Source organism: Enterobacter sp. DNB-S2, from assembly GCF_019443845.1.
In the GTDB taxonomy this organism is placed as follows: domain Bacteria; phylum Pseudomonadota; class Gammaproteobacteria; order Enterobacterales; family Enterobacteriaceae; genus Enterobacter; species Enterobacter asburiae_B.
Genome location: NZ_CP050520.1, coordinates 4,335,153 through 4,349,860, shown reverse-complemented (window position 1 = coordinate 4,349,860; position 14,708 = coordinate 4,335,153). Strand labels below are relative to the sequence as shown.

Annotated in this window: 18 protein-coding genes; 4 read left to right on the top strand and 14 right to left on the bottom strand. The window is 55.4% G+C overall.

What is annotated here, in order from left to right:
• Nucleotides 1–131: 131 nt before the first annotated feature.
• The 9 genes from HB664_RS20965 to HB664_RS20925 all read right to left on the bottom strand — a co-directional run bounded on the left by HB664_RS20965 (nucleotide 132) and on the right by HB664_RS20925 (nucleotide 9,430).
• Complete coding sequence (locus HB664_RS20965) at nucleotides 132–1,316, bottom strand: MFS transporter (protein ID WP_039263411.1); 1,185 nt, start codon at nucleotides 1,314–1,316, stop codon at nucleotides 132–134.
• Nucleotides 1,317–1,530: 214 nt separating this feature from the next.
• Nucleotides 1,531–2,526: a glycine betaine/L-proline ABC transporter substrate-binding protein ProX gene (gene proX / locus HB664_RS20960; RefSeq protein WP_045260894.1), complete on the bottom strand. Its 996-nt coding sequence runs from the start codon at nucleotides 2,524–2,526 to the stop codon at nucleotides 1,531–1,533.
• A 9-nt stretch (nucleotides 2,527–2,535) separates the two neighbouring features.
• Nucleotides 2,536–3,600, bottom strand: a complete 1,065-nt coding sequence (gene proW, locus HB664_RS20955; protein WP_219940165.1) for a glycine betaine/L-proline ABC transporter permease ProW — start codon at nucleotides 3,598–3,600, stop codon at nucleotides 2,536–2,538.
• Nucleotides 3,584–4,795: a glycine betaine/L-proline ABC transporter ATP-binding protein ProV gene (gene proV, locus HB664_RS20950; protein ID WP_219940164.1), complete on the bottom strand. Its 1,212-nt coding sequence runs from the start codon at nucleotides 4,793–4,795 to the stop codon at nucleotides 3,584–3,586. The genes proW and proV overlap by 17 nt, the downstream gene beginning before the upstream one ends.
• A gap of 333 nt (nucleotides 4,796–5,128) precedes the next feature.
• Nucleotides 5,129–6,088 (bottom strand): class 1b ribonucleoside-diphosphate reductase subunit beta, encoded by a 960-nt coding sequence (gene nrdF / locus HB664_RS20945; RefSeq protein WP_048979798.1) that lies wholly within the window; start codon nucleotides 6,086–6,088, stop codon nucleotides 5,129–5,131.
• Between the two features lie 9 nt (nucleotides 6,089–6,097).
• Nucleotides 6,098–8,242, bottom strand: coding sequence for a class 1b ribonucleoside-diphosphate reductase subunit alpha (gene nrdE, locus HB664_RS20940; protein WP_196355021.1), 2,145 nt, complete (start codon nucleotides 8,240–8,242; stop codon nucleotides 6,098–6,100).
• Nucleotides 8,215–8,625 carry a class Ib ribonucleoside-diphosphate reductase assembly flavoprotein NrdI gene (gene nrdI / locus HB664_RS20935; protein ID WP_219940163.1) on the bottom strand — a complete coding sequence of 137 codons (411 nt, stop codon included), beginning with the start codon at nucleotides 8,623–8,625 and terminating at the stop codon, nucleotides 8,215–8,217. Before nrdI ends, nrdE begins: the two co-directional genes overlap by 28 nt.
• Entirely contained in the window at nucleotides 8,622–8,861 is a 240-nt protein-coding gene (nrdH, locus tag HB664_RS20930; RefSeq protein WP_045889183.1) for a glutaredoxin-like protein NrdH, read from the bottom strand. The genes nrdI and nrdH overlap by 4 nt, the downstream gene beginning before the upstream one ends.
• 242 nt (nucleotides 8,862–9,103) lie before the next feature.
• Nucleotides 9,104–9,430 carry a DUF883 domain-containing protein gene (locus HB664_RS20925; RefSeq protein ID WP_219940162.1) on the bottom strand — a complete coding sequence of 109 codons (327 nt, stop codon included), beginning with the start codon at nucleotides 9,428–9,430 and terminating at the stop codon, nucleotides 9,104–9,106.
• A gap of 160 nt (nucleotides 9,431–9,590) precedes the next feature.
• On the opposite strand from HB664_RS20925, the gene HB664_RS20920 reads away from it, so the two are divergent.
• Nucleotides 9,591–9,935 carry a DUF2002 family protein gene (locus HB664_RS20920; RefSeq protein ID WP_023308923.1) on the top strand — a complete coding sequence of 115 codons (345 nt, stop codon included), beginning with the start codon at nucleotides 9,591–9,593 and terminating at the stop codon, nucleotides 9,933–9,935.
• A gap of 32 nt (nucleotides 9,936–9,967) precedes the next feature.
• Here the strand turns inward: HB664_RS20920 and alaE are convergent, their stop codons facing one another.
• Nucleotides 9,968–10,417 carry an L-alanine exporter AlaE gene (gene alaE, locus HB664_RS20915; protein ID WP_008502567.1) on the bottom strand — a complete coding sequence of 150 codons (450 nt, stop codon included), beginning with the start codon at nucleotides 10,415–10,417 and terminating at the stop codon, nucleotides 9,968–9,970.
• A gap of 496 nt (nucleotides 10,418–10,913) precedes the next feature.
• Here alaE and stpA point away from each other — a divergent pair, with 496 nt between their 5' ends.
• The gene (gene stpA, locus HB664_RS20910; RefSeq protein WP_033146355.1) at nucleotides 10,914–11,318 is read left to right on the top strand and encodes a DNA-binding protein StpA; all 405 of its coding nucleotides are present in this window, start codon (nucleotides 10,914–10,916) and stop codon (nucleotides 11,316–11,318) included.
• A 38-nt stretch (nucleotides 11,319–11,356) separates the two neighbouring features.
• On the opposite strand, the gene HB664_RS20905 is transcribed toward stpA, so the two are convergent.
• From HB664_RS20905 to HB664_RS20895, 3 genes are all read right to left on the bottom strand, one after another.
• A complete protein-coding gene (locus HB664_RS20905) occupies nucleotides 11,357–11,536 on the bottom strand; it encodes a hypothetical protein (RefSeq protein ID WP_023308920.1) in 180 nt (59 codons plus the stop codon).
• A gap of 79 nt (nucleotides 11,537–11,615) precedes the next feature.
• Entirely contained in the window at nucleotides 11,616–12,137 is a 522-nt protein-coding gene (locus tag HB664_RS20900; protein ID WP_039263418.1) for a rhodanese family protein, read from the bottom strand.
• 9 nt (nucleotides 12,138–12,146) lie between these two features.
• Complete coding sequence (locus HB664_RS20895; RefSeq protein WP_029742056.1) at nucleotides 12,147–12,446, bottom strand: helix-turn-helix transcriptional regulator; 300 nt, start codon at nucleotides 12,444–12,446, stop codon at nucleotides 12,147–12,149.
• Between the two features lie 179 nt (nucleotides 12,447–12,625).
• Between HB664_RS20895 and HB664_RS20890 the strand changes: the two genes are divergently transcribed.
• Nucleotides 12,626–12,784, top strand: a complete 159-nt coding sequence (locus HB664_RS20890; protein ID WP_023308917.1) for a YqaE/Pmp3 family membrane protein — start codon at nucleotides 12,626–12,628, stop codon at nucleotides 12,782–12,784.
• Here HB664_RS20890 and HB664_RS20885 read toward each other — a convergent pair.
• On the bottom strand, nucleotides 12,781–13,710 hold the full coding sequence (locus tag HB664_RS20885; RefSeq protein ID WP_033146353.1) for a LysR substrate-binding domain-containing protein: 930 nt from the start codon (nucleotides 13,708–13,710) through the stop codon (nucleotides 12,781–12,783). The genes HB664_RS20890 and HB664_RS20885 overlap by 4 nt on opposite strands.
• Before the next feature lie 320 nt (nucleotides 13,711–14,030).
• On the opposite strand from HB664_RS20885, the gene HB664_RS20880 reads away from it, so the two are divergent.
• Entirely contained in the window at nucleotides 14,031–14,636 is a 606-nt protein-coding gene (locus HB664_RS20880; RefSeq protein WP_219940161.1) for an ankyrin repeat domain-containing protein, read from the top strand.
• Nucleotides 14,637–14,708 lie beyond the last annotated feature (72 nt).

Sequence of the window (14,708 nt, the reverse complement as noted above, 5' to 3'; positions counted from 1 at the left end):
CGGGGGTCTGAACTATTCATGCCGATTGTAAATATGTCACCCACATTAAAATTTCTGGGATAAATGATTACGTTTACATTAACAGAGTGAAGGGCCTCTTAACACCCTAAGAGGCCAACTCAATGTAAATGTTAGTTAATTGCATCCTGGCGGTGATAACCGCGCCACCATACTAGCAGGTTGAGAGTGGCGACGATGGCCCCGATCGCGCATACCCCCGACCAGCCCGCATGCTGCCACGCCGACGCTGAAATGAGTGAACCCGCCGCGCCGCCGATGAAGTAGCTGGTCATGTATCCTGCCGTCAGGCGGTTACGCGCCTCTGGCTTCACGCGATAGATGACGGTCTGATTGGTAATGTGAACGCCCTGAACGGTGAGATCGAGCACCAGGATACCGACAATCAGCGCCAGCACCGAGATGTGTCCGTACCAGATCGCCGCCCAGGAGAGCAGAAGTAAAACCAGCCCTGCTGAGGTGGTCAGGTGGGATTTGCCCTTGTCGGCCAGCCCGCCAGCGGGGCGCGCGCCCAGCGCGCCTGCGGCACCGGCCAGGCCGAACAGGCCAATCACCCCTTCGGAATAATTGAACGGCGGCGCGGCCAGCAGAAACGCCATTGACGTCCAGAGAATGCTGAAGTTAGCGAAGGTGAAACAGCCCAGTAGGGCGCGGGTGCGCAGAAGCTTGTCCTGCGTAAACAGGCTGAAAACGGAGGCCAGCAGCTGAGGATAGTTCAGGTGGTTTTCCTGCTTCACCTTTGGCAGCCCGCGCCACAGCGCCAGCGCCATAACGACCATCAGCACGCTCGCCACCCAGTATACGGTGCGCCAGCCGCCGAGGCTTGCCAGCAGCCCGGCAACGGTACGCGCCAGCAAAATCCCCAGCAGCAGGCCGCTCATGATGGTGCCCACCACCTTGCCGCGTTTTTCCGGGGAGGCGAGGGTCGCGGCGAGCGGGACCAGGATTTGCGCCACCACGGAGAACAGCCCCGTAAGCGCGGTTCCGACGATCATCATCGTCAGCGACTGGCTGCTGGCGGTGATCAGCATCCCACCGGCGGCCAGCAGGGTCATGGAGACGATCAGCATTCGGCGTTCAAACATATCGCCGAGCGGCACCAGGAACAGCAGCCCGGCGGCATAGCCCAGCTGTGCTGCGGTAACGATAAAGCCTGCGGAGCTGGCGGAGAGATTGAACGCGCGGGCGATGGTGTCGAGAAGGGGTTGTGCGTAATAGTTGCTGGCGACCGCCAGACCCGTTGCCACGGACATTAAAAGGATGAGTGCGGGGCTAAGCCCTTGAGCTGTTTTTGTCATTAGTTTCAGGAATCGTTAGTTGAGTGATTATTTTTCCGGAAACCATAATAGCTAATCATTGTGAAAGTGGGGGGATTGTTGGGTGATGTATTGTGCGGTTTAGGTGGATTGTGCGGTTTGATCCCCTCACCCCGGCCCTCTCCCAAGGGGAGAGGGAGGTCATCGTCCCCTCTCCCTCTGGGAGAGGGTTAGGGTGAGGGGTAGGGTTTTGTTTTTACTTCTGCGCAGCAAGCGCCTCTTTCACCCAGCCGTCAAACTGCTGCTGGTGGGCTTTGATCCAGCCGTCGACGTGGCCTTTCACATCCGCTTCAGACGATTTGCCCGCATGCATCATTGCGTTCTGGGCATTGATGTCCGCCAGCGGCAGCTTCATCACCGAGAACAGCTTCGCCGCCGCCGGGTTTTTCTCCGCCCAGGCTTTATTAGCCACGATGTGCATGGTATTCACCGGGAAGCCGTAGTTCATGCCGTTCGGCAGCTTGGTGTCGATATCTTTCTGCTCGCCCGGCAGGGAGGAGAACGGCACCTGCAGCCACACCACGTCTTTACCCGGCTTCAGCACGTCGCTTACCCAGTACGGCGTCCAGGTGTAGTAGATCACCGGTTTCCCCTCTTTGAAGCGGGCAATGGTGTCGGCCATCATCGCGGAGTAGTTGCCGTGGCTTACGTCGACCGTTTTCGCCAGATCGAAAGCTTTGTTCTGGTGGTTAATTACCGCTTCACAGCCCCAGCCCGGCGAGCAGCCCATCATGTCGGCCTTGCCGTCACCGTTGGTGTCGAACAGCCTGGCGATCTTCGGATCTTTCAGCTGTTCAATGTTGGTGATGTGGTACTTATCGGCGGTTTTTTTGTCGATCAGATACCCCTGCGCTGCGCCCGTCACGAAGGTCCCTTCGCGATAGAATTTCTTGTCGCCACCGGCGGCGGCATACATGTCGTCGTGCAGCGGCTGCCAGTTCACCGCGGTAAAGGTGGCGTCACCGGAGGCAATCGACGTGTAGCCTACGTTGTAGTCCACTTCGCTCGGCGTGTTAACCGTGTAGCCCAGCTTCTCTAGCGCGCGGCTGACGATCAGGGTCTGGAAGCTCTCTTCCGAAATGGTGCTCTGCACCGGCTGTACGGTAATGCCTTTGCCAGGCAGGTCAGCCGCAAACGCGCTGGTGGAGACAAGGGTGGCAAACGCTGTGGCAAAAAGTACGTTATGTCGCATCGTTGTTCCTTATTTTGTAAATGGACGGGTCAGTAACCCGACAGGGCCGGTGGTATACCAGCGACGGTTGCCGCGACTGCGTGAATCACGACCGACGGCCTGAGTCAGGCGGTCAAGGATAATGGCGAGGATCACAATGCCGACGCCGCCGACGGTTGCCAGCCCCATATCGAGACGGCCAATGCCGCGCAGCACCATCTGACCCAGTCCGCCAACGGCGATCATCGAGGCAATGACCACCATCGACAGGGCCAGCATCAGCGTCTGGTTAACGCCCGCCATGATGGTCGGCATAGCCAGCGGAAGCTGAACCTTAAACAGCATCTGGCGCGGACTGGCGCCGAACGAGCGTGACGCTTCGATCAGGTCCGCAGGTACCTGGTTAATCCCCAGAATGGTCAGACGAATAATCGGCGGCAGGGCGAAGATAATGGTCACTACCACCCCCGGCACGTTGCCGATGCCGAACAGCATCACGATAGGCACCAGATAGACGAACGCCGGGGTAGTCTGCATCGCATCCAGCAGCGGGCGAATTATCTTCGCTGCCCGCGGGCTGCGCGCCAGCCAGATCCCCATCGGCAGGCCGATGACAATGCAAAAGAGCAGAGCGGTCAGCACCAGCGCCAGGGTGATCATCGCCTGCGACCACGCGCCAATCGCGCCGATAGCGATCAGAGAGATCAGCGTGGCGACCCCCATGCCCGCGCTACCGAACTGCCAGGCGATCAGGGAGAACAGGATAATCGCCACCGGCGCCGGCATGCCCAGCATCAGCTGCTGGAAGCCGTTCAGGATGTAATCCACCGGGACGCGGATCCCCTGGAAGACCGGACGGAAGTGGGTGACCACCCAGTCGATCCCTTCCGTAACCCAGCTGTCCAGCGGGATCAGCGTTTTATGGAACGGATCCATGATGTTGAAGTGTTCTGGCGCAGGCACGGGTGCGCTGTTGAGCCAGTCTGCCGCGCCGCTGCCATCGGCAGGAGCGGGCGTGGAACCCCACGCGTCGGTGGATTGCGCAGCGCTGTCCGCTGCCTCAGTGGCGCCCCACGGGTTAGATTGATCGGTCATTGTTTGCCCCCTCGCGATCTAAAGCCTGCAGCAGCATCCTTTTTGAGATGATGCCGACGTACTGTTGTTCCTCACCCACGACCGGTACGGCGCACGGCGCCTGGCCCACGTGAGAAAGCAACTCGCTGAGCGGCGTTTCGGCGTCCACGGCAAGCGGAGCGTCAATTAACGCCGCATCGATTCCCTGGTTCTCAGTGAGAGCCGTTTTCAGGGAGTCGATGGAGACAACGCCGACAAATTTATTGCCGCGTTCAACCAGATAACCGTATTCACGGTCTTCATCCTGCAGCAGCTTCAGCGCCGAGCGCGGGCCGAAGCCTGGCGTTTTACGGATAATGCCGTTCGGGGTTCGACGGGCAATATCTTTGGCGCTAAACACCTGGCTAATATCCACGCCGCGGAAGAAGGTGCGGACATAATCATTCGCCGGATTATTGAGAATTTCATCCGGTGTTCCCACCTGCACGACTTCACCGTTTTGCATAATGGCAATACGGTCGCCAATACGCATGGCTTCATCGAGGTCGTGGGAAATAAAGACAATGGTACGTTGATGTTTAGCCTGTAATTTTACCAGCTCATCCTGCATCTCGGTGCGAATTAACGGATCGAGCGCCGAGAAGGCTTCATCCATTAATAATATGTCTGGATTAATGGCTAACGCGCGGGCTAATCCTACACGCTGACGCATACCGCCGGAAAGTTCATCCGGATACGCGTGGGCATAATTTTCCAGCCCGACCTGACGCAGCGCATCAAGGGCTTTTTCCTGACGTTCCTGAGCCGGCGTACCGGCTAATTCCATGCCGAAGGCGGCATTATCCAGCACCGTCAAATGCGGCATCAGCGCGAATGACTGAAACACCATCGCAATCTTCTTTCTGCGCACCTCGCGAAGCTCTGCGTCTGATATTCTGGCGATATCCACGCCGTCAATCAGCACCTGCCCGCGGGTGGGTTCAATCAGGCGATTGAGAAGGCGAACCATAGTGGATTTACCCGAACCGGATAACCCCATGATGACAAAAATCTCGCCTTCTTCAATGGCCAGACTGGCGTTTTTCACGCCAAGCGATAGCCCGGTTTTTTCCAGAATTTGCTCTTTCGAAAGGCCTTTCTCAATATATTTGAATGCGCGCTGCGGATGCTCGCCAAATACTTTATAAAGATTTTTCACTTCTAATTTAATTGCCATGCAATAGAGAGTGTCCTGTTATTAGTTTATGTCGATATGATTACCATGGTAAATTGTTAACGGGCATAACCCTAACATACTGAGAATCTGAGACAACCCTGAGGTGGCCTGAAGTCGGAATTTTGACGCAAGCGAAACGGCTGAATTTCCCATGAGTAAAGGGCTGAGAGCGAATTGATTTTTTCTCAATTTTTTGCTGCTGCATCGGGAAATTTCGCCTGAATCGGTATGATTCAGGCGAATATGACGAGGAAATTACAGTGTAGTGCCTGGTGAAATATTGGTATGGAAATAATGAGATGTATATTTAATTAATGAACGTTAATTCATACATTAAAAATCCCAGTCCTCATCTTCCGTCTCCACCGCTTTGCCCATCACATACGATGAGCCCGATCCCGAGAAGAAATCGTGGTTTTCGTCGGCATTGGGCGACAGCGCGGCCAGAATCGCCGGGTTCACCTCCGCCATCTCCGGCGGGAAAAGCGCGTCGTAGCCCAGGTTCATCAGCGCCTTGTTGGCGTTGTAGCAGAGGAAGGCCTTCACGTCGTCCTCCCAGCCGGTGCCGGCGTAGAGTTCCTCCGTATAGCTCAGCTCGTTGTCGTACAGATCCATCAGCAAATCGAGCGCAAAGCCTTTAAGCTCCTCGCGCTTCGCCTCGCTGATTTTCTCCAGCCCTTTCTGATACTTATAGCCAATGTAATACCCGTGCACCGCTTCATCGCGAATGATGAGCCGAATCAAATCGGCGGTGTTGGTGAGCTTGCCCCGGCTCGACCAGTACATGGGCAGCCAGAAGCCGGAATAGAAGAGAAAAGATTCCAGGAACACGCTGGCGATCTTCTTCTTCAGCGGCTCGTCGGCGCGGTAATATTCCAGAACCAGCTCCGCCTTTCTCTGTAGTGACTCGCTCTCTTCACTCCAGGCGTAGGCCGCGTCCACGTCTTTGGTCTGGCACAGGGTCGAGAAAATAGAGCTGTAGGAGCGGGCATGCACCGCCTCCATAAAGCTGATGTTCGACATCACCGCCTCTTCGTGCGGCGTCAGCGCGTCGCTCATCAGAGCCGGTGCACCGACGGTATTCTGAATGGTGTCCAGCAGCGTCAGGCCAGTAAAGACGCGGATCGTCAGCTGCTGTTCGGCGTGGCCGAGCGTTTGCCAGGCCGGAATATCGTTGGAGAGCGGAACCTTTTCCGGCAGCCAGAAGTTGCTGGTCAGGCGGTTCCATACCTCCAGGTCTTTATCGTCCTGGATTTTGTTCCAGTTAACGGCACTCACGCGTGACAGTTTCATCCTTTCTCCTTACAGCGCGCAGGACACGCAGCCTTCGATTTCGGTGCCTTCCAGCGCAAGCTGGCGCAGGCGAATGTAGTAGAGCGTTTTGATGCCTTTCTTCCAGGCGTAGATTTGCGCTCTGTTGATATCCCGCGTGGTGGCGGTGTCCGGGAAGAACAGCGTCAGCGACAGCCCCTGATCCACATGTTTTGTCGCCTCCGCGTAGGTATCGATGATTTTCTCCGGGCCGATCTCATACGCGTCCTGATACAGCGCCAGGTTCTCATTGGTCATAAACGGGGCAGGGTAGTAAACGCGCCCGGTTTTGCCTTCCTTACGAATTTCAATTTTCGACACGATCGGGTGAATGCTCGACGTGGCGTGGTTGATGTAGGAAATCGATCCGGTCGGCGGGACGGCCTGTAGGTTCTGGTTATAAATGCCGTAGCGCATCACCTCGTCTCGCAGCTGCTGCCACATCTCGCGCGTCGGCAGGTTAATCCCCGCGCGGGCAAACAGTTCGCGCACTTTTTCGGTTTTCGGCTGCCAGTCGCCTTCCAGATACTGGCTGAAATATTCCCCGCTGGCGTAGCGGGACTGCTCAAAGCCCGCGAACCGCTGGTTGCGCTCGCGCGCCAGCATCATCGAGGTGTGCAGCGCGTGCCAGGTAATGGTGTAGAAATAGAGGTTGGTGAAATCCAGCCCTTCCGGGCTGCCGTAGGCGATGCCTTCCCGCGCCAGATAGCCGTGCAGGTTCATCTGCCCCAGCCCGATGGCGTGCGATGCGGCGTTGCCCGCTTCAATAGACGGCACGCTGCGGATGTGGCTCATGTCCGATACCGCCGTCAGCCCGCGAATGGCGGTCTCCACCGTGCGGCCAAAGTCGGGGGAATCCATGGTGTGGGCAATATTCAGCGACCCGAGGTTGCAGGAGATATCCTTGCCGATGTCCGCGTAGTCCAGGTTCTCGTCGTAGGCTGACGCGCTGTTGACCTGCAAAATCTCCGAGCACAGGTTGCTCATGTTGATACGCCCGGCAATCGGGTTCGCGCGGTTCACCGTATCCTCATACATGATGTACGGATAGCCGGACTCAAACTGGATCTCCGCCAGCCGCTGGAAGAAATCGCGGGCGTTGATGTTTTTTTTGCGAATGCGATCGTCGGCCACCAGTTCGTCATAAAGTTCGCTGATGGCCACGTCGCCAAACGCTTTGCCGTAAATACGCTCGATGTCGTATGGCGAGAAGAGCGCCATCTCGGCATTATCCTTAGCCAGCTTAAAGGCGATATCCGGGATCACCACGCCGAGCGACAGGGTTTTGATGCGAATTTTTTCGTCGGCGTTTTCGCGTTTGGTATCAAGAAAACGCAGAATGTCCGGATGATGCGCATGCAGGTAAACCGCGCCCGCGCCCTGACGCGCGCCAAGCTGGTTGGCATAGGAGAAGGCATCTTCCAGCATCTTCATCACCGGGATCACGCCGGAGGACTGGTTTTCGATGCGCTTGATCGGCGCGCCCGCTTCACGCAGGTTAGAGAGCAGAAACGCCACGCCGCCGCCGCGTTTGGAAAGCTGCAGCGCCGAGTTCACCGCGCGGCCAATCGACTCCATATTGTCTTCGATACGCAGCAGGAAGCAGGAGACCAGCTCGCCGCGCTGGGCTTTGCCGCAGTTGAGGAAGGTCGGCGTGGCGGGCTGGAAGCGTCCGGAAAGGATCTCGTCGGCGAGCTGCTCCGCCAGCGCTTCATCACCCTGCGCCAGGGTCAGCGCCACCATCGCCACGCGATCTTCAAAGCTCTCTAAGTAGCGTTTACCGTCAAAGGTCTTCAGGGTGTAGCTGGTGTAGTACTTCCACGCGCCGAGGAAGGTCTGGAAACGAAAGCCGCTGGCGTGGGCGCGCTCGAACAGCTTCACCACAAAGGCGCGGTCGTAGCGGGTGAGCACGCGCGCGTCGTAGTAGCCCTCGTTAACCAGATAGTCGAGGCGTTCATTCTGGCTTGCAAACGTCACGCTGTTGGGCCGCACGTGAGCGGCAAAAAAGGCGTCCACCGCCTCACGATCTTTATCGAACTGAATGCGCCCCTCCCGATCGTAGAGGTTAAGCATGGCGTTTAATGCGTGGTAATCCGGTGTCGCCTGAATCACCCGTTCTGCGGTTGTCGTTGCCAAAATTTGTTCACTCCTTTACGCACGTTTTCGACGTCCTGCTGTGTCCCCATCAGCTCAAAACGATAGAGATACGGCACGCCGCATTTTTGAGAAATGACATCCCCGGCGCGGCCGAAGGCATCGCCGAAATTGCGATTCCCCGCCGCGATCACGCCGCGGATTAGCCCGCGGTTATGAGGATCGTTCAGAAAGCGGATCACCTGGCGAGGCACGGCTCCTGCCGTACCGCCGCCGCCATAGCTGGGCACCACCAGAATGTACGGTTCCTCTACCCGGATCCGCTCCCGCTCGTTCAGCGGAATGCGCACCGCAGGCAGCCCGACGCGCTCAATAAAGCGGAGCGTGTTTTCCGAGCTGCTGGAGAAGAAAACCAGCCCACTCATGCCCGGGCGGCCTGAGCGCTCAGGCGGTTAATCATGTCCGGGCGGAAGCCAGACCAGCTTGTTTCCCCGGCGACCACCACCGGAAGCTGACGAAAACCCTGCTTGCGCAGGGTATCTGCGGCCTCGGGGACCTGGTCAACATTCACCATTTCAAACGCCACGCCACGGCTTTCCATTGCCCGTTTGGTCGCGTGGCACTGAACACAATCGTTACGAGTGTAAATAATAATGCTCATGATTCGTATTTCCATTTAAAATGAGGGTACGGCGCGAATCATCGCGTCGGGTTGTGTGTATCTTGCTAAAGGAATACTAGATGTAGATGTCTTAAGTTTCAACCATACAAGATATGGGAAATTTAGATTGATATCGCCCCTGTGATGAGCACAGCGGGGCAGGGCAGGCTGTACGGGTTTTTCAGGCTAACGGGCATAAAAATGCCCCGGCGCCTGAGGCTACCGGGGCAGAATACGCGGGATTATTTACGCAGGCTGAGAAGGGCACCGATGAAGATGCCGACCGCCGCGACGGTTCCCAGAGTACATAGCGGTTTTTCACGCACGAAGGTCGTAGCACAGCTTGCCATGTCGCAGGCAGCCTGCGTGGCGCGTGAACGTCCGTTCATACGGGCGCGGGTTTCACGGAGCATAGACTGAGCCTTACGCTTTGCGGCATCCGCTTCGTCCTTCGCGTCACTTCCCCAGGACTTCAGCACCTCTTCCAGCGTGTCCGCTAATTGGCTGACATCATTACGAATATCCTGAGCGTCGTCGTTAATATCGTTTCGGTTCGGTCTGTTAAACATACGATCCTCCGTAATTTTGTGTTCCCGTTCAGTTTAGTTCAGAAATTTAATATCTGAAGCGCATCACGCGTTATCCGGCAGTTTATGGACTATTCTGAAAGCCCTGCTATTGCTGAATACTGTAAGGTTGCCGGGCAGGAAAAGATAACGAGGAAAAGATATGTATTTACGACCTGACGAGGTGGCACGCGTTCTTGAAAAAGAGGGATTCACCATGGATGAGGTGACGCCAAAAGCGTATGGATATCGCCGCGGCGAGAATTATGTTTATGTTAATCGCGAAGCAAGAATGGGACGTACCGCTCTCATTATTCACCCGACGCTGAAAGACAGAAGTCTGTCATTTGCTGAGCCTGCCTCGGATATTAAAACCTGCGATCATTATCAGCAATTTCCGCTCTATTTAGGCGGTGAACGGCATGAGCATTATGGTATTCCGCACGGTTTCAGTTCGCGTATGGCGCTGGAGCGATTTTTGAAGGGACTGTTTGGCGACGTACAGTAAATCCGCGACTGGCGTGCGCCAGTCGCTTCACATCACGCTTTTGCCTGGCTGTACTGGCTGACCTTAAACAGGCGGCGGCAGTAGTCGAGGAAATAGCCGTAAACGGCTCCCATCAACATCGAAATAACAATATTCGAACTCACCGCCGCAGCGATCTGGTGCCAGTCTGCACCGACTGTCAGGAGAATGGCTACGTAAACCGGCGACTGGAACGTCACATACGCCAGAACGTCCGCCAGGTTTTTCACCCAGCCTGCAGGACTGATACGACGCGCGAAACGCATTACCGCATCGCGGTATAAACCATAAGGCCATGCAATAATAATATTGACCGGGATCGCCACCAGACGAGAAGAAAGCGACTGCTCGAAGGACATTCCGGAGAGGAATATTTCGATCAGCATGTTCACGACGGAACAGTAAACAACCATCGCGAAAGTATCCGCCACCGCGTGGCGCAGGCGAGATTGCGGCGAGAACATGTCTGAACTCCTTGAGAAGAACACAAAAGAAACGATTTTCCTTCAGCGGTTAGTGCTTTAGGTTGGTTTGTTTGGCGTGTATAGCGTATATCTCTGTGTTTGAACTAACAACTAGTGATTAATTTTTATTTAATCGCCTTTTGTCCACAAAATTCTCTAAAGTTGTTCGTTTTTTGTTCCGATCGTTATAATCTGTCTCGTTTGAGAGTTTTTATATTAAAATCAACAGCTTGTTTTTGTGGGTGGCGAGAAGCAGGAATCCCCACCTGATAGCGGTGGAGTATGCTGTGGTTTGGATTAAAGTTGGCTATTTATATTAATGTGGTGATTGGATTCACCGGTGTCCTGTCAGCGCCTTGCGCTATTATTAACAGCGAGTTCTAAATATATTAACGCTGATGCCCGTACGGACCCTTGGGTAGATATTTCAACTCAAATGAATTATTCTGTCGGCGATTTATCTATTTATCCCCCAAAGAAAAGGTTTTCAAATAATATGTCTTTGACGTTACAGAATCTTAATAATATCCGAACCCTGCGCGCTATGGCGCGTGAATTATCCCTGGACGTTCTTGAGGAAATGCTGGAAAAGGTCAGGGTCGTTACTGAAGAGAAACGCAGCGAGCTGACGGAATTAGAGCAGCAGCGTGCTGAGCAGCAGGAAAAAATTAATGCCCTGCTGGAGCGGATGAAAGCCGATGGTATTTCCCCGACTGACCTGCTGGGTTCTGAACTGGCGCAGGCGGGTAAGCCAGCGAAAAAGCGTAAGCCGCGTGAAGCAAAATATCGCTTTATTGACCAGAACGGCGAAGAGAAAACGTGGACCGGCCAGGGCCGTACGCCGAAGCCTATCGCCAGCGCGCTGGCAGACGGTAAATCACTGGATGATTTTCTGATCTAACGGATGAGCCGGGCGGAACACGCCGCCCGGCTGACTGTTCAGCAGACGCCGAAATCGCCTTCTTCGGTATAAGGCGCCACGTCGGCGGCTTTCAGCGTATATTTCTCGCCTTGCTCATTGCTGGCCTGGACCGCCACAATGCTGTCACCGTTCACTTCGAGCACTTTCAGTTTCGGGCCGCCTTTACGCGGTTGCACATAATCACCGACAGAAAACATATTACCTCCTCATCGTTTTAGCGATCTTCACCTTAGCCCACGCATGACGCCGGGTACAGCGTATTTCACCGATTACTGCTTATGAGGTACGCCGGTTCCATGGCATCACCTTGAGCAGTCGCGCCATGCCGCAAAAGCCCGTCACACCGGCGAACAGCAGCCCGGCTCCGACAAAACCGCTGAGCAGGAAAAAGCCGCTGGAGACGCTATAGCCCAGCACCACGCCGCAGAGTATCAACAGCCCGGCGGCAATTTGCACCTGACGCATCAGCGGCAGCGGCTGGGATTTGTCTTCAACTGTTGGCAGCCCCGCCTGCTTCCAGCCCTGAATCCCCCCCTCGACCACAAATGCCTCTGCGGGCGCGGCGGCCTGAGCAAGGCGCTCGGCATTCCCCGACGTCCGGGCGCCGGACTGGCAGTGAAAAATCACCGTATCGCCCGCCAGCGCGTTAAGTGCGCCGGGTAAGGTATCCAGCGGCACGGACCGCGCGGCGGGAATATGCTCGCGGGCATACTCGTCGGCATCACGAATATCAATCAGTTTTGCGCCTTCAGCGACGCGGGCATTGGCCTGGCGCGGTGAAAGAAGAGGAAGTGACATGGCGGCTCCTTACGGACAATAAAGGGTTTTCAGGGTGCTGATAAGCTGATGTACCGCATCGTTTTTAATGGAATAGAGAATGCGCTGCGCGTCGCGGGTGCTGTCGATAAGCCCTTCCTCACGCATGCGCGCCAGATGCTGCGACGTGGCGGAAGGACTTAGCCCCGTGGCTCGCGCAAGCTCCCCCGCGCTGGTGCCGGGCGCTCCGCACAGGGTGCAGAGGATCAGCAGCCGACGCGGGTTGCTCATCGCTTTTAAAAGTGTGGCGGCCTGCCCGGCGCTGGCCTGAAGCTGTTCGAGTTCGGTCATAATAGTTTAGGGTTTTCTTAATTAAGTGAATGCTAAACTAATCCGATGCATTAAACCAGCGTCAAAAGCGTAAAAGAGGGTAAACGCGAGGCCCGGAACTGGTACAGACGAATAAACTGGCTATGCTTACAGCGTTCTCTTTATTATTTTCAATGGATTAGATTGAACGGAGTGTTTATATGGGATTTTGGCGTATTGTTTTTACGATCCTTATACCGCCGCTGGGCGTGCTGTTGGGTAAAGGATTTGGCTGGGCGTTTATTATCAACATTCTTCTGACGCTGCTGGGCTACTTCCCCGGCCTCATTCACGCGTTTTGGGTACAGAGCAAAAGCTAGGCGCGCCACAGTAAATCGCTATAGATATCGGTCAGTACCCCCGCCGGACCAAACTGCTGCTTGATCCACCGCGTGACCTGGCCGGTTGCGGCATGCTGCGTGGCGAGCAGCATGCGCGAGTCCTGACGCGGGTTGTTAATCCGTCGGGTGACCAGCAGCCCCGCGTCTACCGCCTCGCGGACCATGTATTCCGGCAAAAAACCAATCCCTTCGCCCAGGATCTGACACTGACATTTGGTGTTAAAGTCCGGGACCAGAATTGCCTCCTGCCCGTGCAGCAGCCAGCCAACCTTTTTGTTAATGGTGTGCGCGGTATCTTCCACCATGATGTTGGGATACAGGCGCAGCTGGCTTTCCGCTATTGGTTCCGGGGTGAATGCCAGCGGGTGTTCCGGCGCGATGGCAAACACCCAGCGAATGGCGCCGATCTCTGTGTAATCAATCCCGCCGCCGTCCAGCAGCGTGTCCGGCGCGCCAATCGCGATGTTGGCCTGGTTGTTGATAATGGAGTCCCAGACGCCGTTGTAGACCTCGGTGGTCACGGTGATCTGACAGGTGGGAAACTGCTTTTTCAGCACCTGCAGCAGCCGCGCCGTGTGGCGTGGGGTATACAAAAGCTGGTTGATACAGATGCGCACCCGCGCCTCAATGCCCTGAGAAATGGTATCAATCCCGCGCTTGATGGCGTGAAAGTCGTTCAGCAGGTCGGTGGCCTTACGGTAAAAGTAAAACCCGGACTCGGTCAGCTCGATGCTGCGCGTGCTGCGGACGAACAGCACCACGTCCAGCCCGGTCTCCATGCGCTTAATGGTGTAGCTGATGGCAGATGTCGTCACGCCCAGTTCGGCGGCGGCTTTGCTGAAGCTGCCGAAGCGTGCGGCGGTAGTAAAGGCCAGCAGGTTTTCCTCGGTAAAGATGGAATTCATATCTCACTCCCTTCAGCCATCAGTTTTGAACATATTTTAACAGCGTCGTTACAACGCATTTGAAGCCGATCACAGTTCTGACTCTTTGTCGAAAGCCGCACGCAGTAAGGCTTCGTCAGGCATAAGCATAATGCAGCCAGAAGCGCTAAAAAGCGGAGAAACATAAGAAAAAGGTTGCACAGACGCACGTTTTAACCAGTTTATTGAATTTACCTCAACAATGAATTGACTGTCGATGAATCATTTTTAAGCGGATTCTTTTATCACCAGGCTGTTGCTATTCTCAGGTCAACAGAAATAAAAACATCGGGAGTCTGAATATGTCTGCGAACGAACTCGTTACTGAATTTCTGCTGGCGGCAGAAGAGGGCAATAGCGATGCGCTAAAAGCCTGTCTGGAGAAAGGCGTGGATATTAACGCCACCAATCGACAGAAAAGAACCGCCGTTATTATTGCCAGCCTGAAAAAACATTATGACTGCGTGGCGTTATTAATTGCCGCCGGGGCGGATATTGATAAACAGGATCAGACCTGCTTTAACCCTTTCCTGATTAGCTGCCTGACCAACGATATCACCCTGCTGCGCCTTGTCCTTCCTGCAAATCCGGATCTCGATCGCCTGACGCGCTTTGGCGGCGTGGGCATTACCCCTGCCAGCGAAAAAGGGCACGTGGAGATCGTGCGCGAGCTGCTGGAGAAAACGGATATCAACGTCAACCACACCAACTTTGTCGGCTGGACGCCGCTGCTGGAAGCGATCGTGCTTAACGACGGCGGTGCGAAGCAGCAGGAGATCGTCAAGCTGCTGTTGGATCACGGCGCGAACCCGCACATGACCGATAAATACGGCAAAACCCCGCTCGAGCTGGCGCGGGACAAAGGCTTCGATGCGATAGCTGACCTGCTGCTGGCGGCGGGCGCATAACGCATTCGGTCAGCCGCGTCCGGCTGGCCGTTAATTTAAAAAGCATTTTTACCGACGTGCATTTTGCACGAC